Below are 20,699 nucleotides of genomic sequence, written 5' to 3' on the forward strand. Positions count from 1 at the left end.
TTACAAAGAATATGCAAATAACCGATAGTCAATTTGTTGCGGACACCACAATAGAGCCTTCTACTTCAATACATCCAGCACCCTGAACATTTTTTCCTTAATGCCACGGCTTGACCCGCTGAAGTTGTTTATCATAATAGAAAAACATAACTCGCGCCCGTTATGGGTTTGGTAACCGGCATAGCAAAGTACATTGTTGATACTGCCGCTTTTCATTTTCATGTTGTTATATACCGGCAAACTCTCGTACAGATCAGCAAACCAGCTTTCCTTTTTGGCCGATTGCAGAATTTTGGCCATGGTATTGGTGGTTACCCTGTCACCCGGCGAAAGGCCGCTGCCATCATAGGTGTTGATGGTGTTTGGGTCGATGCCTCGGGCTTTCCAGAATTTTTGAACTTCATCAACTCCGTTTATGGTGGTAGGTTTGCGGCCCTGTTTCCAGGCTATGGTTTTAAGCAGCTGCTCGGCATACAGGTTTATACTTTTCTGGTTAAGCCAGTAAATGATCCTGCTCAATGGCGGCGACTGCACAGTGATCAAATTTTTGGTGATTTGCGGCAACTGCAATGCCTTAGCAGTTAATGTACTTGCCGACTCTGGTCCGCCGGTTACGTCAATACCCAGTTTTTTTAACGTATCAGACAAACGCAGCGCGGCGTCATAAGCAGCATCGGGCACAGCGGCAGATATGCTTTTTTTTTCCTGATCAACAGCATAACTACCCCGCAGGTACATTACGGTACTGCCAATGGGCAAAAAGGCATAGGCGTTATCGCCAGAGCCTGTAGCTCCGTTGGTAAGTTCGCTTTTAAAAGTAAGGTACGGCATTAATGGCACGGTTCGCGATATACCAATAGGGTTGCCCACTACCCCGGTGCGCAGCTTAATATCAAACTGGTTCTCACGCCAGCACAAGCCCGATGTCCCGGCGCCGTAATAATTACCTATATCCTGCCATATCCACCCTTCGGGGATGGCTTGTGTGCCAAAAATACTGTCGTCGCCAATAACGCGGCCGTTAATTTTTTTGATACCGGCCTGTCGCAGCGCGTCAGTCATCAGTGATAGTACATGGGCCTCCTTTGTTTGCTCATAGCGCCAGCTGCCCAGGGTAGGATCGCCCGCGCCTTTAATAATTACATCACCGTTCAGGGTACCATCGGCAGTTATTTCGCCTGCATAGCCAAGCTGGGTCTGGTATTTAAAATCGGCACCTAAAACATGGAATGCCGTAATACTGGTAATGGTTTTTAAGGTTGATGCCGTAGCCAGCCCCATATTAGGATTAGCGGCAAACACCTGCTCGCCGGTTTTGGCATCAATTACCGTTAATGATACCGATGCGTAACTGCATTGGCTGTCGGCCTGTAACCTGCCAAAGGCATTGGCCAATTTTTGCTGAAGATCCTGGGCATAAACCTGCCCGCTTATAATAAAAAAACTAACTATCAGTAACCGTTTCATCCTCATGCTTTACGTTCCGTTGCGATATATAATATATCGGCACACCTATCAATACAATAATTAAACCCGGCCAGGTAAACTGCCGCTTATATATGATAAGCAAAATACAGAACGCAATGCCCATTAATATATAAATAGCCGGTAAAACGGGGTAGCCAAAAGCCTTATAGGGCCGCTCGGCATTGGGTTGTTTTGCCCGCAGGATATAAATGCCCAAAATGGTAAGCACATAAAAAATAACCACCACAAAAGATATCATATCCAGCAGATCACCATACCGGCCGCTCAAACATAAGATACTTGCCACCAGACATTGTATCCATAAACCAAACTGCGGAACGGCAAATTTATTTAACGTACCTGTGCGTTTAAAGAATAACCCATCCTTTGCCATGGTATAATAAACCCTGGCTCCCGCAAGTATCAGCCCGTTATTGCAGCCAAAAGTTGATACCATGATCATTACCGCTATAACATAGGTACCTATATTACCAAATATGACGTGAGATGCTGCTACGGCCACACGGTCTTTTTCGGCATTGGCAATATCCTGCAGGGGCAGTACACCGGTGTAAACCACATTGGCCGATACGTAAATAATAGTAACGATAAGCGTGCCCATACCCAGGCTTAAAGCTACATCGCGCTTGGGGTTCTTCATTTCGCCGGCAATAAAGGTTACGCTGTTCCAGGCATCACTGCTGAATATTGAGCCTACCATGGCGGCAGCTATTGCGCCTAAAGCGCCACCAATGGTTAAGGTAGTAATGCTGCCATCCTTGCCCAGGTTATGCAAATCCCAGGCGTTTGTCCAGTTGGCATGCCATACATCGCCCTTTAAGGCTAAAAATCCAAAACCTATCAACCCGAAAAGGCTTAACAATTTGGTGAGTGTAAATGTGGTTTGTATAAGCTTGCCGCCTTTTACCCCGCGGGTATTGATATAGGTTAACAGGATGATGAGCGCAATAGATACCACCTGCGCCGCGCTGATGGTAAAAAACTTATCCTGCCCCGCGGCGTCAACCCCGGTTTTCAGACGCCATAAAATATTATCTTCGCTAAAAGGGTGTATCAGGTAGGCGGTAAATTTTGAAAAGGCCACCCCAACCGCGGCTATGGTACCAGTTTGTATCACCGCGAAAAAACTCCAGCCATATAAAAAAGCAACGAATTTATTATAAGCCTCCTTTAAATAAACATACTGGCCGCCTGCTTTAGGGAACATCCCGCTCAACTCGCCATAACTTAAGGCAGCTGTCAGCGTCATGAAACCGGTAATTACCCAGATGGCTATGAGCCAGCCGGCCGAGCCTACATTGCGTATAATATCGGCGCTTACAATAAAAATACCTGAGCCTATCATGGAACCTGCTACCAGCATGGTACCATCGAGCAGACCCAGTTCATGTTTCATTTTTGGTTGACCAGCGTTTTCTGCCATAAGTTGTGTTAGGGTTTAAACCCCTAAACTATTCAAAAAAAGTTTATAATCAGCAGGCTATTGTAAAGAAATAAAATTACTATTTTGCAACCACCAATTATCATACCTGTTACTTACAACTATTAACAGAACTACTTATAAACCAAATTTGTGAACATGGATTTTTTGAACAATTACTTAATTTACTTGATTCCGGTGATGGGTCTCATTGGTATAGTGGCTATGGCCATTAAAGCAGCCTGGGTTACCAAACAAGATGCAGGCGACGGCGATATGGCGCAACTGGCCGGTTACATTGCCGATGGCGCTATGGCCTTTTTACGTGCAGAGTGGAAAATACTAAGCTACTTTGTAATTATCGCCGGTATTTTACTGGCCTATTCGGGCACTACGGTAGCCACATCAAGCCCGGTTATCGCCGTATCGTTTGTTGTAGGCGCATTTTTATCGGCATTTGCCGGCTTTTTGGGAATGCGCATTGCTACCAAAGCTAACGTACGCACCACACAGGCTGCCCGCAGCAGTTTGGCCAAAGCTTTAAAAGTTTCATTTACCGGTGGTACGGTAATGGGCTTAGGTGTTGCCGGTTTGGCCATTATAGGCCTGGGCTCGCTGTTTATTGTATTTTATACCATGTATGTAAAAAGCCAGGGCCTTGGAGTTAATAGCGATGCTATGGCAAAGGCGCTTGACGTTTTGGCCGGTTTTTCATTAGGTGCCGAATCAATAGCCCTTTTTGCCCGTGTTGGCGGTGGTATTTACACCAAAGCTGCCGACGTAGGCGCCGATCTTGTGGGCAAAGTTGAAGCCGGTATCCCTGAGGATGACGTACGCAACCCTGCAACCATTGCTGATAACGTAGGTGATAACGTAGGTGATGTGGCCGGTATGGGCGCCGATTTATTTGGATCATACGTAGCTACTATGCTGGCTACTATGGTACTGGGTCGCGAAATTGTGTCGCATGATAACTTTGGAGGCATTGCCCCTGTACTATTGCCCATGGTGATAGCCGGTTTGGGTTTAATATTTTCTATAGTTGGTGCATCGTTCGTAAAAATAAACAATGAAAACGACAGTGTACAAAAGGCACTGAACATAGGCAACTGGACATCAATCATATTAACCGCCATAGCCACTTACTTTGTAGTACAGTGGATGCTGCCCGCAGGCGAGTTCCACATGTTGCGCGATGAAACTGATGGCACCATTAAAGCGGGTTCATTGATATTTACCAAAAACGGCGTTTTCTTGTCGATCGTTGTAGGATTAATTGTGGGCACCTTAATGTCAATCATTACAGAGTATTATACGGCCATGGGCAAACGGCCGGTGCTTAGCATCATCCGCCAGTCATCAACCGGCCATGCAACTAATATCATCGGCGGTTTAGCTATCGGTATGGAATCAACCGTGCTGCCTATCCTGGTTTTGGCGTCGGGTATTTACGGTTCGTATCATTTCGCAGGTTTATATGGCGTAGCCATAGCGGCCGCTGGTATGATGGCTACTACAGCCATGCAACTGGCTATTGACGCTTTTGGCCCTATTGCGGATAACGCAGGTGGTATTGCCGAAATGAGCAGGCTACCCGAGGAAGTACGTCACCGCACAGACAATCTGGATGCGGTAGGTAACACTACAGCCGCCACAGGCAAGGGATTTGCCATTGCGTCGGCTGCGTTAACCTCACTGGCCTTATTTGCGGCCTTCGTGGGGGTTGCTGGTATTGAGCATATTGATATTTACAAAGCCGATGTTTTGGCCGGTTTATTTGTTGGTGGTATGATCCCCTTCATATTCTCGGCACTGGCTATATCGGCTGTAGGCCGTGCCGCCATGGCGATGGTTGAAGAGGTAAGGCGCCAGTTTCGCGAAATACCGGGCATTATGGAATATAAAGCCAAGCCTGAATATGAAAAATGTGTGGCCATATCAACAAAAGCCTCTATCCGTGAGATGGTTGCACCAGGCCTTATCGCGCTGATCACCCCGGTTATTATTGGTTTTGCTTTCGGCCCCGAAGTTTTGGGCGGCTTGCTGGCCGGGGTTACCGTATCGGGCGTACTGATGGGTATTTTTCAAAGTAATGCCGGTGGTGCATGGGATAACGCCAAAAAATCATTTGAAAAAGGTGTAGAGATCAACGGTGAGGTTCATTACAAAAAATCAGACCCGCATAAGGCATCTGTAACCGGTGATACTGTAGGCGATCCGTTCAAGGATACTTCAGGTCCGTCAATGAACATCCTGATCAAACTGATGTCGATAGTTTCGTTGGTTATCGCGCCACATTTGAACCACCTTGTTGAAACAAGTCCGCGTATCCAGCGGGAAATACACAAGCAGTCGATGAACACGCATATAATTGTTAAAACAGAAAAAAAACTTTAATTTATTCGTTTTTTTAACACAAAAACCGCCTTTTTAGGCGGTTTTTGTGTTAAAAAACAATCCATTTTTCCAGGGTGTAAAAAGAGTCGCCCAGGCAAAGGCTTTTTTAATATTGATGACTTTTTGCCGTGAGGCAGGAAATAAATACGCTTTAAAAATCATGGCCGATATTTAAATGACTTAACTTTTTATTTTTCATTAATCGCTATACAACAACAATTTACATTAAAACCCAAAGTGTCAGGTAAACACCAAATCTTACTGGTGATGCTACAAATGAGATACTTACGTGACAATTGAACAAATTCCAATAATCTATAGATTTACTCGGTTTTTCGAATTATAATTTGGAATTTTTGCCCTGTTCAGTGGTTACATTCTGCCCTTTATCTTTTCAATAAATTTAAGTACGTTTGGGGGAATGTGAATTTAATTTTTTACTACTGATCTTATTATTTTAAAATGAAGTTATTTATTAAGAAACCTATTCAGCAACTGATGGCTGCCACAGCCGAAACAGAAAAATCGCTGAAAAGAACTTTAGGCGTTGGATCGCTTATAGCGCTGGGTATTGGAGCCATTATTGGCGCCGGTATTTTTGTGCGAACTGCCGCCGCGGCGGGCGAACATGCGGGTCCGGCGGTTACCATTTCATTCCTTATTGCAGCAGCAGGCTGCGCGCTCGCCGGTTTATGCTATGCGGAATTTGCCAGTATGATACCTATAGCGGGTTCGGCCTACACCTATTCTTACGCTACTATGGGCGAGTTTATCGCCTGGATAATAGGTTGGGATCTGGTGTTGGAATACGCGCTTGGTGCCGCAACTGTGTCCATTGGCTGGTCGCAATATTTCAATGAGTTTTTAACTACGTTTTTTAATTTTCATATACCCTATCAATGGACACACTCATTTTTTGAGGTATCCAATACTACTGCCGGCATGTACGCCGCCGAGTTGGGTACAAGAGGCATAATAAACCTGCCTGCTATATTTATTCTGCTCGTCCTGACCCTATTACTGATCCGCGGTACTGCCGAATCGGCTGTTGTTAACAATATCATTGTAATTGTTAAGGTGGCTATTGTACTCATGATCATTGGTTTGGGATGGCACTTTATTAACCCGGCGTTCCATACGCCATATTTGATCCCTGCGGATGCCGGTACTGTTAAGGTGAGTACAGGTACGGTTGATTATGGCGATACATTTAACCACGGCTGGCTGGGTGTTTTACGCGGAGCCAGTGTTGTATTCTTCGCTTTCATCGGGTTCGATGCTGTTTCAACTGCTGCACAGGAAGCTAAAAATCCACAAAAGGATATGCCAAAAGGTATCCTGATATCATTGGTTTTTTGTACCGCTCTTTACATATTATTTTCACATGTGCTTACCGGTCTGGTATCATATAAAGATTTCCTGATACAAGGTAAGGAAGCCTCAGTTAGCTACGCTATTAAAACCGCGATGCCGGGTTACGGATGGCTTGCGTCATTTGTTACCGTATCAATACTTGCGGGCTTCTCTTCGGTTATCCTGGTGATGCTTATGGGCCAAACACGCGTTTTTTATACAATGAGTACTGATGGTTTAATTCCAAAGGTGTTTTCTAAATTGCATCCTAAATTCCGCACGCCCTATAAATCACAATGGTTGTTTTTTGTGTTCGTTTCTTTATTTGCAGGCTTTATCCCTGACAAGTATGTAGGCGATATGGTGAGCATCGGTACGCTTTTCGCTTTCGTGCTTGTTTGTATAGGTATATTTATCCTTCGCAGAACAGACCCAGGAATTGTTCGTCCGTTCCAAACGCCGCTTTATATGATAGTTTGCCCACTGGGTGCCGTTATCTGCCTGTGTATGATTGCCAGTGAGGGCTGGGAAAACTGGGCAAGGCTAATTGTTTGGTTATTAATCGGTTTTGTTATTTACTTTGGCTATAGCATTAAACGCTCACACGTAAGGCATGGCAAGGTAGAGGGCGCGGTTGACCCTATCAATCCAAAATTCATGGAATAACATTATAAATTGCTAATTACATAAAAAGGTTCTGATCAATTCAGAACCTTTTTATTTGCCCGCTCTTTACAGCGATTTGTGTATTAATTTCAGCACATCGTATTTTCTTCTTACCTTTCTTTATCTTTTAATTACACTTTGCCCGGTCAACAGCATAAACCTTAAAGCCATGCACCCATTAATTTTCAGAGAGATCTTGTCGGTTACCATGATCCTTTTCGCCATTATTGATATTTTGGGCGCTATACCTGTAATTATACAGGTGCGGCAGCGAGTGGGGCACATCGAATCGGAAAAGGCCAGTATAGCCGTATTGGTTTTAATGATCGTGTTTTTATTTGTGGGCGATGAACTACTGGCTGTTATTGGTTTAGATATAGCTTCATTTGCCATAGCAGGTTCCCTGGTGATCTTTATTATTGCGATGGAGATGATACTGGGTGTAGACTTTTTTAAAGAAGAAATGCCCCAGTCGGCCTCTATTGTCCCTATTGCCTTTCCACTGATAGCCGGCGCCGGAACCATGACCACACTTCTCTCTTTAAAGTCGCAATATCAAACCCAGAATATCCTGGTGGGGATAGTGCTGAACACCATCGTGGTTTTCCTCGTACTTAAAAATGTAAAGTGGCTCGAAAAGCTGTTGGGCCCTACCGGCCTCAGTATATTGCGCAAAGCCTTCGGCATTATTTTGCTGGCAATTGCAATTAAGCTGTTCAGGAGTAACACGCATTTGTAGCCCGCGGCCTCCTGTTATAGGGGTGGTCAGTAAATGCCCAGCTTGTGTTTTATTTTAACAGGGCTGCTATAGCCTCATCTTTGGTAGTTACAAAGTTAATCCTTCGCGCTTTGTTGCTTTCGTAAATAAAATCCTTTAAGCTCTTACTCGTGTATTTCGAAAAGTCGCCAACAATGGCCAGCCTGACTCTGTAATTAGAAAATTTTTGAAGGATATCACCAGCGAGGGTTGTTTTCAGATCAAAAAAACCGTCAATAATATTTTCCTCGTATAAAATTATCCGTTCAGCTTCCTGATAAGCACAATTGGCCATGATGTCAAGCGCGTCCTGCACATTGTTGACCTCTATTTGGGCCGATATAACTTCTGCTATGTAAACGTCGCCGGTATTGATCAGGTTGATATCCATGTTTTTTTGTTTAAAGACGGTCAATTGTCCGTATTGTTACAAGTATAACACAAATACGGTAACCCACACCGTTACAAGGCCGGGGGACTCAATCTGGCCACAAACATGGTATCGGCCTTGCGTTCATAACCCTTAAGTACTTTACTTTCTTCCAGCTTAAGGCCAAGCTCATTTACCAAAAAATCAACTACATCCTCATTTTCGCCTTTGAAAGCCGAGCACGTAATATAAATAAGTGGTTTGCCTGGTTTAAGGTATTTAACCACATTTTGGGCAATGCTTTTTTGAAGTTTCTGAAAAAACTCAATTTTATGATCATCAAACTGCGCTATCATTTCCGGTGTGCGGCCCCAGGTGCCCGAGCCGCTGCAGGGGGCATCAAGTATGATACCGTCAAAGGCATAATCATGCAAAACCTGATCGATATTGGTAGTAAGGTCAAGCGCTTTCTTTTGATATTTAGTAAGACCGGCCAGATGAAAACGCTCGTCAAGATTGGCCAGTACCGACTCACGAATATCCGACACTACCAGCTTAATATTGGGTTCATCCTCATGCAACAGCAGTGATTTACCGCCCGACGCGGCACAGGCATCCCACCAGCTATCCCATCGCTGCGGCCTGAAAAAATCGCCGGTTTGCTGCGATGAAAAATCCTGTACCTCAAACCAGTGCTGATTGGGGAATATGGTTTCGAGCCGGGTGCCGTTAGGTAAGCAAAAACAGCCATTACCCTCGTCCTTAAATACAACCTGCGCTTTGGTTAGCCCGGCTTTAACCAGATGGTCATAACCGTTCCGCACCCTGATAAAAAGGTCGGGCTGGTAAAAGAACGATTTTAAAAAAGCATTACGATCTATATCGGCCGATAACTGCGAACCCCACGGAAACACATCGTTCAGATCAAAATCAGGGTATGAAGTTTTTATAAGGGCGAGTTTATCGTCCGTATTAAAGCCAATACAGGCGGCCCAGTCTGGCTTAAAATGCTGCAAAAACGAGTTTACCTGGGTATTGCATAAAAACTCGGCTACAAACAAGCGTTCATTTGGCGGTAGGTCAGGCAAAGCCCGCCCTATCCTGAAATAATTGTAGACCAACCGGTTGGCTATACGCCTGTCGGTTGAGCCCATTTGTTTATTTTGTCGGTAAAAACCTGGTAAAAATTTACTTAGCGGCGTATCGGCAGGGTATTCACCCAAAATTCGCTGAAACGTTTTAAGTTGGTTTGTGGCCTTCATTCTACCTGCTTTAACTCAAAGTTACTATACATTAATATATTTACATGCGCGTTGACCCACCCTAATCCCGGCTTTTTTACAAAGTGGAAACTATTGTGAATGCCTTTAAAATCTGTTTTGTCTAATCCGCCTATACCGTTTTCTTCAAAAAGCTGTTTGCCAAAGTAAAGGCCTTCGTCAAAACCCTTTATGGCATATTCCGTGGGTTCAACGTGATATGCTTTACGATAGTTGCGTAAAAAGGTAACAGTGGCCTCCTGTTTGTAATTTATTTTATCAGATGAGGTTATGTGAGTTTTAAGACGCTGCAAAATATCGGCTTTTAAAAAGCTAAACTTCTCCCAGTTTGGATGGCCAAATAACACCACAGGAAAATGCCGGTTTAATGTATCCAGGGATCGCAGGGTTACTCCTAAAAATACCGGATCGGTTGCCGGGATCACAAATACATTACGCTCTGTTTTTGATAACTGCGAAACCAGGCCGTTTAATTGTCCGCGGTTTATGACAACACTTATCAGTTTTACCTTCTTTTTGCTCAGGCTATCGGTAGTTTTTTTAAAATTAACTACATAATCATTCTCCTGGCTAAAGCCCGAGCGCAGGATAAATATCTTCTGTGGATTTATTTTATCATAGATATATTGCGCGGCTGCCCGGGCATGATACTCCAGCGGTGGTATAACCGTTATCAGGTTATTGTTTTTTATTGTAGCCGGTGACGCGGGCGACAATGGCGATAAAATTGGCACACGGTTACCCATTGTAGCCGTAAATATTTTTATCCCATCAGGAAACACCGGCCCTACAATGAGGTTGCTTGTCCTGATCTGCGGGTTATAAGCCAGGCTGTGTGCCGAGGATGCATCGTCTTTTGAATCGTAAAGCTGCAATTTAAAACTGGCCCCGCCGGCTGCAAGCGAATCAAGCGCCAGCTTAAAACCCTGGTAGTACTCTACGCTCATATTGGCTTTGGTTAAACCGGCGCTGCTATAAGTTGGCTGCGGTTTAATATGATCCAGGCCCATAGGCAATATCATGGATATTACCGCTACTCCTGCAGGTTTTACAGGCGGATTTTCGACAGCTTTATTTTCCGGATTTTCAGTTTGTTTTTTTTCAGACGTTGATACAGGCCGCACCTTTGGCGAGCATGCACCCAGTATTAGCGCCGCGCAAAAAAACAATAACCATTTATTCCCACTCAATAGTAGCAGGCGGTTTTGAACTGATATCATATACTACCCGGTTAATTCCTTTTACGTTGTTAATGATCTCGTTGGAGATCTTGGCCAGCAGGTCATAAGGCAAATGGCACCAATCGGCCGTCATTCCGTCCAGGGATTCAACAGCACGCAGGCAAATTACGTTTTCATAAGTACGTTCATCGCCCATAACACCTACCGACTGTACCGGCAAAAATATAGCGCCGGCCTGCCAAACTTTATCATAAACACCGTATGACCGTAAATTGTTGATATAAATTGCATCAGCTTCCTGCAATATAGCTACTTTTTCTGGTGTAACGTCACCTAATATCCTGATAGCCAGTCCGGGGCCGGGGAAAGGGTGCCTGCCCAAAATATTCGGGTCAATATCTAAAGCTTTGCCCACGCGCCTAACCTCGTCCTTAAACAAAGTGTTTAGTGGTTCAACCACTTTTAACTTCATAAAATCGGGCAAGCCGCCAACATTATGGTGGGATTTGATGGTAGCCGATGGGCCTTTAACCGAAACAGACTCAATAACATCGGGATATATAGTGCCCTGGCCCAGCCATTTTACGTCCTGAACCTCGTGCGCGGCATCGTCAAACACTTCAATAAACACGCGGCCAATGGCCTTACGTTTCTTTTCGGGATCATTTAAGCCGGCAAGCGCATCATAAAAGCGCTGTTTGGCATCAATACCCTTTATATTTAACCCCATGTGTTTGTAGGAGTCAAGCACCTGCTCGTATTCGTCCTTGCGCAACAGGCCGTTATCAACAAATATGCAATGCAGGTTTTTGCCGATAGCATGGTGCAATAAAACCGCTGCCACTGATGAATCAACACCGCCCGACAGGCCAAGCACTACTTTATCATCGCCTAATTTTTGGCGCAAGGCGGCAATGGTGGTTTCAATGAATGAGTCTGGTGTCCAATCTTGTTTACAACCGCAAATATCAACTAAAAAGTTCTCCAGCAATTGCTTGCCGTCAATACTGTGGGTTACTTCGGGGTGAAACTGTATGCCATATGTTTGGGTACCTGTTACCTGGTAGGCCGCAACCTTTACCGTGTCGGTACTTGCTATTATCTCAAAGTTATCGCCAATGCTGGCAATGGTATCACCATGCGACATCCATACCTGTGAGCTTTCGGGTATATTTTTAAACAGTGGGTTTTCTTTGTTGATATAATCCAGATTGGCGCGGCCATACTCGCGGGTACTTGAAGCTAATACTTCGCCGCCATGAAAATGTGCCACATATTGCGCGCCATAGCAAACACCTAAAATAGGACGCGTGGTATGAAACTGCGCAAAATCAAAGTGAGGTGCGTCATCCTGCCTTACAGAATAAGGACTGCCGGAAAGGATGATACCTTTTACAGTGCTGTCAATTTCGGGATAATGATTAAAGGGGTGGATCTCACAGTAAATATTGAGCTCCCTGACACGGCGCGCTATAAGTTGGGTAAATTGCGAGCCAAAGTCAAGAATGAGGATTTTTTCTTGCATGGGCAAAGATAAAAATTAGATGTGAGATTGAGATATGAGATTTGAGATTTTGAAATAGTACCCATTACCCACCTGCTGCCATTACAAATTTTAAAAATCAAGGAGATCGTTCTTCTCGTATCTCATATCTCATATCTCATATCTCATATCTGATATCTCACATCTCCCTATGGCGTAGTAGACGCTACAGGTAGCACTTTGCCATTAAAAAATTTATGCCCGGTGAGTGCAAAATCGGCTATGTATTTACCCATCTCAAATGCCAGTACAGGCGACTGGTAACCCGGAAAAGCTTTCTCCAGCATTTCTGTTTGGGCCGAGCCCAAAGCCAGGCAATTTACCTTAATGTCCTGTTCAATTAATTCTTCGGCCAGGCATTCGGTTAAAGTATGCAGGGCAGCTTTGCTTGCAGAATAGGCTGATAGCCCCGGAAATTTGGCACTTCCCTGGAAACCACCCATGCTGCCAATATTCAATATATGCGAACCTGCGGGCATCAGTGGTAAAAGCGCCTGTATGATACGCACATGACCAATGAAATTGCCCTGGAGCATTTCTACAAAATCCACCTCAAGTAATTGGGTAAATGATTTATTGATCAGCACACCGGCATTATTTATCAAAACGTCTACCCGGTTATTAAAATTAGCTTCAATAAATTGTTGTAAACCTTCGTAATCATCATGCACAATATCAAACTTCAGGGCGTATAGCTCACAATCCGGGTTAAGACCATGGGCAATTTCGAGTAAACGCTCCAACTTATCCTGTGAGCGGGCAAGTGCAATCACCTTGTTATTACCAGAAAGTATTAATTCAATTACAGCTTCAAATCCTACGCCGCTGCTGGCGCCTGTTATAATGATGTTCATGTGCCGCCTAATATTATGATGTCGTTATTGTGAGCCTAACGTGGCAAGAAGCTTCATCCAACCTCTCCCATAGAGACAGCTTTTAAGTCTGTCTGCTGTTTGGAAGATTAGAGGAGTTTCCTGCTTTCGTTTCGCGCAATGACGATTTTTTGTCTATTCTCGGCGCCTAAAATACCAATTTTTGTTCAACTGGATGATCTATCAAATAAAATCCGTCATCAATGAGTTTTTTTAACTCCGGCTCATTTGTTGCCTTTTGCCGAAGGAATTTCCTGATCTCGGCTGTTAATACAGGTTCAATATTTTCATGCTCAAGCATTTCCAATATCTCAAGAGCACATAACCAGTCATCATGATGGTTCTTTTGCAGCTTGAACCATACATTGCCTAAAAAACCAAAATCACCGCCTTTTTGACGACGGTTACGCACCTGCTGGTAAAGCTTATGCAGTTCCCTGGTTCTCTCGTCATACTCCGGGTGATGAGTAGTTGTAGGTGATTTGTAAATAATTTCATCAAAGGCCGCTTTATCTGCAGCACCACAAAAAACAGATAGGATGCTTTCGCCTACGGCCATATCATACACACCCCAGGAGGGGTCAAACAATACATCGCCTTGCTTGCCGGTAACCGTACAATCGGTGAAAGTAATGAGCTGTGTTTTACCCTGAAATGATAAAATACTTTTTACCATTCCTTTAACCACAATCCCGCTTTCAAAGGTAAGGGTGGCAGTTTTTCCGTTGGCAATATTGATGCTATCCAGTTCCTCTGCCGACAAGTCCTCTAAAGGTGTTTGAATATTTTTTAGCTTACCTACCGGCGAACTAAATCCGTCAAAATGGTGGTTTTTGCCATGCCCGGGCAGATGTTTGTTATTTAAGGACAATGCGGTTGGGCCCGTAGTTTTTATAAAATACGGCATACCATCTTCCGTAACCTTAAAATCGGTAATGGTACCCGATACCTGCAAACCAGAACTGTAAACCGCTGTACAGGTGTTTTTACTTTCTACCGCTTTGCCCAGGCCATAGGCCCCGCCACGCCTGAACGACATGGTGTTGGCAAACTCCTCTAATACATCAATAAGGTTTTGAAAATTTGGGGTTACAAACAGCTGGGGCTGCGGCTTGGTAATATCATAACTGTAATTTAAGGCATCAATGGTGTACCATAATTTTTTTACGTCAAGATTCATACAGCTGGCACTTTCACCAATAGACGACAACAAGCCGGCGCCATAAATTTTTGGATGTTCCAGCGTGCCGATCAGGCCGTATTCTACAGTCCACCAGTGCAGGCGGCTCAGCAGGGCCATTTCAGATGGATCACCCATGTTTTCCTGGCGGTAAGCTACCAATTCATCGGCTTTTCTGATTGCCTCTTCATCGGCATCGGGCATTTCCTTTAATATTGACAGCGCCCGGGTAGCCTCATACAGCTCAAAATCCTGCGACGAAAACATGGCCTTGGCCCCAATTGAACCAAAATAACTTAAATATTCGTGGTAATCCTTATCGGCAATAATGGGCGCATGCCCAGCCGACTCATGGATAATATCAGGCGCAGGTGTATATTCAATATGCCTTAACTGCCGGATATCCGCGGCTATTACCAATACGCGGTAAGCCTGGTACTCCATAAAGGCCGCGGGCGGTATAAAGCCATCAACAGTAACTGCCCCCCAGCCTATTTTGGCCAGTGCATTGTTCATTTCCTGCAAATCAGGTATACGCTCAATAGTTAATCCGGCCTTGGTTAAGCCAGGGATATATGGGTAATAAGCTACGTCTTTGAGGTAGCTATAATTTTGCCGCATCACATAACGCCAAACGGCATGGTCAATAGGCGTATAGTGGTCATAATGCTGGTCAACTATAAATTGTTTTAAATGACCAGGCAAGGCCGCAACCTGCGGATTGTTAAAATCATTAAAATGGCTCATTTACGTTCGTAGTGGTTTATAACAGGAACGCAAATTTAGAAAATTAGGTGTACTAAAGAACTTTAATTTTCTTTACTCTCCCTTTGATTCGGCTACCGGCTGTATATCTTCCTCTTCATATTTTTTCAAACCTTTATCCAGCCTGCCCGGCCGTATCACATAATACAAGCCAAATAAAGCCACTAAAAGTGATATGAGATAAAATGACGATGGCAAAAACACCGAAAGCCCTTTATCCATCGGGAAGTAGTCTGATAGTTTGGTAAATATAGCCTCCCTTGCCCCTGCTCCGCCTGCTGTAATAGGTATAATAGATGCCAGGGCCGAAATAAGGAACGATAGTAGGTATGGAGAAAATTTACCGGTAAAATCCTGCCCGAACATCACACATATAATGGCCAACAGCTGAAAACCCTGCAAAGCCAGCGCTTTTAAATGCGCCGTGAAAAAGTACTTGGTGTACTCCCTGAAAAACATATATGCAACAAAGTAATAAATGGCCGATCCACCCAAAAATATACCCACCGGCAGAGCCTTATGAATATCAATTTGCGGGATCAGAAATATCAATCCTACGGTGATCAGCCCTATGGCCCAAAGGCCGCTCAAGCGGTCAAACATTATAGCCCAAAACAGCTTTTTTCCGGGCACCTTATGCGCTTTATTCAGGATAAATATTTTATAGCCGTCGCCGCCAATGCCTCCGGGTAGCAGTACATTATAAAATAAACCCAGAAAATAAAGGCGTAAGTTATACTTGAAATTTAACCTTAAACCAACCGACCTGAAAAAGCTAAGCAAACGCCAGGAGGAAATTACCATTGAACAAAAGTAGCAAACCACGCCTGCAAACATCCACCAGTAATTGGCATGCAGCAGCCGGTATTTTACCAGGTTAATTGGCACTTTGCTAAAAACCCATATCAGCAATGCCGTTGTAACAGCAATTTTCAGTACCGTTTTGGCCACATTCCATAACCGTTGTTTAAAGGTTTTGGGCAGGGGTATTTCTTCTTCTTTTAACATTGGCTGCAAAGCTAATTAATTGAGTGCACACATTAATTTTTTTTTAAATGTGCAATAACTTTGGTTCAACAACGCTCTTTATATTATTAAGTTTTATAACCGCACAAAAAAAACCGACCATCAACCAAGTGTAATCATTGATTAATTGGGCGAAAATCATCATCGCAATTGTTATTTTTGCGGAAATTTTAGTAATATGAGTAAAGTAAAAGTTGGCCTGGTACAAATGAGCTGCACTGCTGATAAGCAGCAAAATTTGCAAAAGGCTATTATTAAAATAAAGGAAGCGGCTGCCAAAGGCGCGCAAATTGTTTGTTTACAGGAGCTGTTTACCTCGCTTTATTTTTGTGATGTTGAGGATTACGACAATTTTAAACTGGCCGAAGCCATACCAGGCCCGTCAACTGATGAGCTGCAAAAAGTAGCTGCTGAACTTAATGTTGTTATTGTAGCTTCGCTGTTTGAAAAACGCGCACAGGGCGTTTACCATAATACTACCGCTGTTTTAGATGCCGACGGCAGTTATTTGGGAAAATACCGCAAAATGCACATTCCGGACGATCCGGGCTTTTACGAAAAATTTTATTTTACTCCCGGCGATCTGGGCTACAAGGTTTTTAAAACCAAATATGGCAAAGTGGGCGTACTCATTTGCTGGGATCAATGGTACCCTGAAGCTGCCCGTATTACTGCTTTAATGGGTGCAGATATATTGTTTTATCCAACAGCCATTGGCTGGGCCACTACCCAGGATGAAGCTACCAACATTGAGCAATATAATGCGTGGCAAACCATACAACGCTCGCACGCGGTGGCTAATGGCGTGCATGTGGTAAGCGTTAACCGTGTTGGCGAAGAAGCAGGTGTAAAATTCTGGGGCGGATCTTTTTTCGCAAATCCGTTCGGCGCAATTATCCATCAAACTTCACATGATGAGGAGGAAGTGGTTGTGCAGGAGCTTGATCTTGACAAATCTGACTATTACCGAAGCCACTGGCCGTTTTTACGCGACAGAAGGATTGACAGCTATCAGCCGATAACCAAACGCTTGCTTGACGAGGACTAATTTTTCAAACCTCATTGCAAGCAACAGAGCAATTTTTACTGAAGCCGGTCGAATACACATATTACTGTTTTGTTGACACTATAGCTTAGAGGTTGCCTCATTCCCTACAACGATAATAGGAATATATAAACCTGCATTGAATCAATTATGAGCCAAAATACATCTACCATACAAACTCCTGCTTCACAGGGTTTTTTCTTTCCTGCTGAATGGGCAAGGCATACCGCTACCTGGCTTTCCTGGCCGCATAAAGAAGCTTCATGGCCGGGTAAAATTGATACCATCTACCCATCATATATTGAGTTTATTAAGGTACTAACCCGTAACGAGTTGGTACGCATCAACGTACTTGACGACAGCATGAAGGCTGCAGTGACCTTTCAGCTGCAAAATGCAAATGTAGACCTAAGCAGGATTGAGTTATTTGAATTTGGCACTAATGATGCCTGGTGCCGCGATCACGGGCCGGCGTTTGTGATCAATCCCGAAACCAAACAAAAAGCTATTATTGACTGGGGTTACAACGCCTGGGGTGGTAAGTATCCGCCGTTTGACCTTGACGACGTAATACCTACTAAAATAGGCAATCATTTTGGATTGCCGGTATTTAATCCGGGTATTGTGATGGAAGGAGGATCGGTTGATTTTAATGGTAAGGGCACTATCTTAACTACCACTGCCTGCTTACTCAATAAAAACCGCAATCCGCATTTAACCCAGAGCCAGATAGAGAACTATCTGCGAAATTATTACGGCGCAGAACAAATTTTATGGCTGGGCGATGGCATTGTGGGTGATGATACCGACGGTCATATTGATGATATTACCCGTTTTGTAAATGAGGATACCGTAGTTACAGTAATTGAAGAAAATAAGAACGACGAAAATTATCATATACTGCAGGAAAACCTGCAGATGTTAAAAACCATGCGGCTCCTTAACGGCAAACAACTTAATATTGTAGAGTTACCCATGCCCGATGCAGTTATACATGAGGATACCCGCTTACCGGCTTCATATGCTAATTTTTACATTGCCAATTCGGCGGTGATTGTACCAACCTATCGTTCCGTAAATGATGATAAGGCCTGCGGCATTCTGCAGCAATGCTTTCCTGATCATGAGGTTATAGGTATTGACTCGACCGATATTATATGGGGCCTCGGCAGTTTTCACTGCCTGAGCCAGCAGGAACCAGAAATATAAGGACAATTATATATTTATATAATTACATAACTCATCAATAGCTTTTTTCTCTTTTTCAACAAGTTCAATTAATTCTTTATAATTGACTTTTATTCTAATATTACCAAGCTTATCATATGGATGAGCTTCGGTTTTTTGATTTCTTTTTTCATTAATCTCCGTCCAATACCTGTTACAAATAGGTAAAATATTTTCTATAATATTAGAATTTAAGTTTACGCCAAATTCAGAAGAGGGCTTTTTTATTTTTTGACGAACACAAATTTTATCAAATATTAAATTATTGAACGCATTTAAATTTAAAAGTGCTTTAGAAGGATCATTGTTAATAGATTTAACAAAAATTAAAAAAGAACTCATCACCTCTTCATAGATAGAATCATCAACCCATATTATTTTGTTAAAAAATGTTTCTGGATTTGTGATATTCCAGTTATTTTTTAAAAAGTGGTTGATTATATCAGAGGGCTGATTTGTAAAAATGTATTTAATATAATCGTTTTGCTCATTTGAGTGCTTAAAGCCTGTTAGAAATGAAAGGTTATTAAATAGAAAATTTAAACCCTGTAGTGCGATTAGTTCATTTTTATTCTCTAACAATTTTAATGATGTAATTCTCCGAAAAGAGATATCCGATGTTGATAGGTATTTATAATTATTTAACTCTCTTTGAATAAAATAATTATGTTCATTATTATCTGCAAGTATTAATTCCTTTTTACCGTTTGCATGTAACCACCCAACCATATAATAATTTACCAACCAATGTCTATGTGTTCCAAATGCATATCTATTGTATACTTTTTCGTCAAATTTAAAACCAGGAAAATATTTAAATGTTAAAGCGATTAGATGATGAAATAATATATTTTCATCATTAATTATGCCTTCGACCATTTTCTTTACTTCCTTGGTCGTTGAAAAATGTTTTTTTAAATAAAATAGTACCCCCTCAAACTGTGTTATTATTAAAGGATAGTTATCAATAAGAAGGTTTTTAATTTCTTCATCTTTATTTAGTTTATATAATGAAAATCCAATTACACTTTTATCCAGATAATGTTCATTTGAGGATTTGTTAAAACAGTCAATAAGCCTTTTCTTTAATCGTCTATGTGTTTTTGCTTTTATTGTACCTTTTGGCTTATTCTCATTTTCCTCCTCATATTCTTTAATAATTTCAGAAAATTTCGAATTAAGTAATTTTAACTCCTTTTCTATATTCGTTATTTTCTTCACTAAAATCTTACTACCTTGAGGGATTAACCCTAAATCTCGGGAAATTAAATCAAGAGCTGCTATTAATTTCTGCGCGGTCAGTGAATCCTTTGCAAATATCCTAATATCATCAACATAACGAATATATTTAAAATCTAATTTTCTAATCTTACGAATCTCCATATCTAAGTAAAAAAGATACAAATCAGCTATAAATGGAGAGCTTAACGGCCCTTGTGGAATTCCATGTTTGCTTTTAAAAGACCTTTGAGTAGAGTCAGCGGTCCATGCTTCCAAACATTTGGATAACATATCATGTAGATCATTTTCAATTTTATAATTATTAGATAAAAGTTCACACAAAATGTTATGGTCTATTGTATCAAAAAATGATGCGATATCAAATTCACTTAGATATTTATATCCATCCTCGTAGTACTGTTTTGAAACCTCATTAAATTTTTTCCACTTTTTTTTCCATGGTTTGTAAAAAAATCGATTGTCATTATCCCTCGTCGATGATGTGTTTACTACATTACCAAAAATTATGTTATTGTAATATGGTGCAATTATATCGTATGAAACATCCGCTATAATATTAATTAATGATTGATAAACTAAAAGATCAACGAACGTCAACATTGACAATGGTCTTACTAAATTATCTTTTTTGGGAATAAAAATCTTATAACATCTACTTGGAGTATATATATTTTGCTTAATTTGATTAATGAGCGTATCAATGTTTTCCGAGAGAAATAATCCAAAAATTTTCAAATCTTCATAATAAATACTCTTATAAAGATTTCGCGAGGCTGTTTTAAGACGTTGATAAGCAAGTTCAAAATTCTCTTTCGTAAGAAACAATTCAAATTGGGTCATTGCGATAATTTAGGATTTAATATCCAAGGTATAATATTAAATTCATT

At 42.2% G+C, this 20,699-nt stretch carries 15 protein-coding genes; 5 read left to right on the forward strand and 10 right to left on the reverse strand.

The features are described from left to right. Positions 1-60: 60 nt before the first annotated feature. Entirely contained in the window at positions 61-1,467 is a 1,407-nt protein-coding gene (dacB, locus tag J2W55_RS23705) for a D-alanyl-D-alanine carboxypeptidase/D-alanyl-D-alanine endopeptidase (protein ID WP_310102227.1), read from the reverse strand. Then, positions 1,445-2,911, reverse strand: a complete 1,467-nt coding sequence (locus J2W55_RS23710; protein WP_310102230.1) for an APC family permease — start codon at positions 2,909-2,911, stop codon at positions 1,445-1,447. The genes dacB and J2W55_RS23710 overlap by 23 nt, the downstream gene beginning before the upstream one ends. Before the next feature lie 156 nt (positions 2,912-3,067). On the opposite strand from J2W55_RS23710, the gene J2W55_RS23715 reads away from it, so the two are divergent. From J2W55_RS23715 to J2W55_RS23725, 3 genes are all read left to right on the forward strand, one after another. After that, complete coding sequence (locus J2W55_RS23715; protein WP_310102233.1) at positions 3,068-5,305, forward strand: sodium-translocating pyrophosphatase; 2,238 nt, start codon at positions 3,068-3,070, stop codon at positions 5,303-5,305. 462 nt (positions 5,306-5,767) lie between these two features. Beyond that, on the forward strand, positions 5,768-7,324 hold the full coding sequence (locus tag J2W55_RS23720) for an amino acid permease (protein ID WP_310102235.1): 1,557 nt from the start codon (positions 5,768-5,770) through the stop codon (positions 7,322-7,324). Between the two features lie 169 nt (positions 7,325-7,493). After that, positions 7,494-8,063, forward strand: a complete 570-nt coding sequence (locus J2W55_RS23725; RefSeq protein WP_310102237.1) for a MarC family protein — start codon at positions 7,494-7,496, stop codon at positions 8,061-8,063. Positions 8,064-8,112: 49 nt separating this feature from the next. Here J2W55_RS23725 and J2W55_RS23730 read toward each other — a convergent pair whose 3' ends face one another. The 7 genes from J2W55_RS23730 to J2W55_RS23760 form a co-directional block, all read right to left on the reverse strand. Continuing rightward, positions 8,113-8,472 carry a DUF4180 domain-containing protein gene (locus J2W55_RS23730; RefSeq protein WP_310102240.1) on the reverse strand — a complete coding sequence of 120 codons (360 nt, stop codon included), beginning with the start codon at positions 8,470-8,472 and terminating at the stop codon, positions 8,113-8,115. A 71-nt stretch (positions 8,473-8,543) separates the two neighbouring features. Further along, positions 8,544-9,713, reverse strand: coding sequence for an RsmB/NOP family class I SAM-dependent RNA methyltransferase (locus J2W55_RS23735; protein ID WP_310102242.1), 1,170 nt, complete (start codon positions 9,711-9,713; stop codon positions 8,544-8,546). Continuing rightward, positions 9,710-10,951, reverse strand: coding sequence for an ABC transporter substrate-binding protein (locus J2W55_RS23740; RefSeq protein ID WP_310102245.1), 1,242 nt, complete (start codon positions 10,949-10,951; stop codon positions 9,710-9,712). Before J2W55_RS23740 ends, J2W55_RS23735 begins: the two co-directional genes overlap by 4 nt. Continuing rightward, positions 10,908-12,437 carry a glutamine-hydrolyzing GMP synthase gene (gene guaA, locus J2W55_RS23745; protein ID WP_310102248.1) on the reverse strand — a complete coding sequence of 510 codons (1,530 nt, stop codon included), beginning with the start codon at positions 12,435-12,437 and terminating at the stop codon, positions 10,908-10,910. The genes J2W55_RS23740 and guaA overlap by 44 nt, the downstream gene beginning before the upstream one ends. A gap of 167 nt (positions 12,438-12,604) precedes the next feature. After that, a complete protein-coding gene (locus tag J2W55_RS23750) occupies positions 12,605-13,309 on the reverse strand; it encodes an SDR family NAD(P)-dependent oxidoreductase (protein WP_310102251.1) in 705 nt (234 codons plus the stop codon). A gap of 166 nt (positions 13,310-13,475) precedes the next feature. After that, a complete protein-coding gene (locus J2W55_RS23755) occupies positions 13,476-15,254 on the reverse strand; it encodes an aromatic amino acid hydroxylase (protein ID WP_310102254.1) in 1,779 nt (592 codons plus the stop codon). A 72-nt stretch (positions 15,255-15,326) separates the two neighbouring features. Continuing rightward, positions 15,327-16,280: a lysylphosphatidylglycerol synthase transmembrane domain-containing protein gene (locus J2W55_RS23760; RefSeq protein ID WP_310102256.1), complete on the reverse strand. Its 954-nt coding sequence runs from the start codon at positions 16,278-16,280 to the stop codon at positions 15,327-15,329. 196 nt (positions 16,281-16,476) lie between these two features. On the opposite strand from J2W55_RS23760, the gene J2W55_RS23765 reads away from it, so the two are divergent. Together J2W55_RS23765 and J2W55_RS23770 are read left to right on the forward strand one after the other, a co-directional pair. Next, positions 16,477-17,346: a carbon-nitrogen hydrolase gene (locus tag J2W55_RS23765; protein WP_310102259.1), complete on the forward strand. Its 870-nt coding sequence runs from the start codon at positions 16,477-16,479 to the stop codon at positions 17,344-17,346. Between the two features lie 147 nt (positions 17,347-17,493). Continuing rightward, positions 17,494-18,552 (forward strand): agmatine deiminase family protein, encoded by a 1,059-nt coding sequence (locus J2W55_RS23770; RefSeq protein ID WP_310102262.1) that lies wholly within the window; start codon positions 17,494-17,496, stop codon positions 18,550-18,552. A gap of 6 nt (positions 18,553-18,558) precedes the next feature. Here the strand turns inward: J2W55_RS23770 and J2W55_RS23775 are convergent, their stop codons facing one another. Continuing rightward, positions 18,559-20,652, reverse strand: a complete 2,094-nt coding sequence (locus J2W55_RS23775) for a reverse transcriptase domain-containing protein (protein WP_310102265.1) — start codon at positions 20,650-20,652, stop codon at positions 18,559-18,561. Positions 20,653-20,699 lie beyond the last annotated feature (47 nt).

Source organism: Mucilaginibacter pocheonensis (assembly GCF_031456535.1).
Taxonomy (GTDB): domain Bacteria; phylum Bacteroidota; class Bacteroidia; order Sphingobacteriales; family Sphingobacteriaceae; genus Mucilaginibacter; species Mucilaginibacter pocheonensis.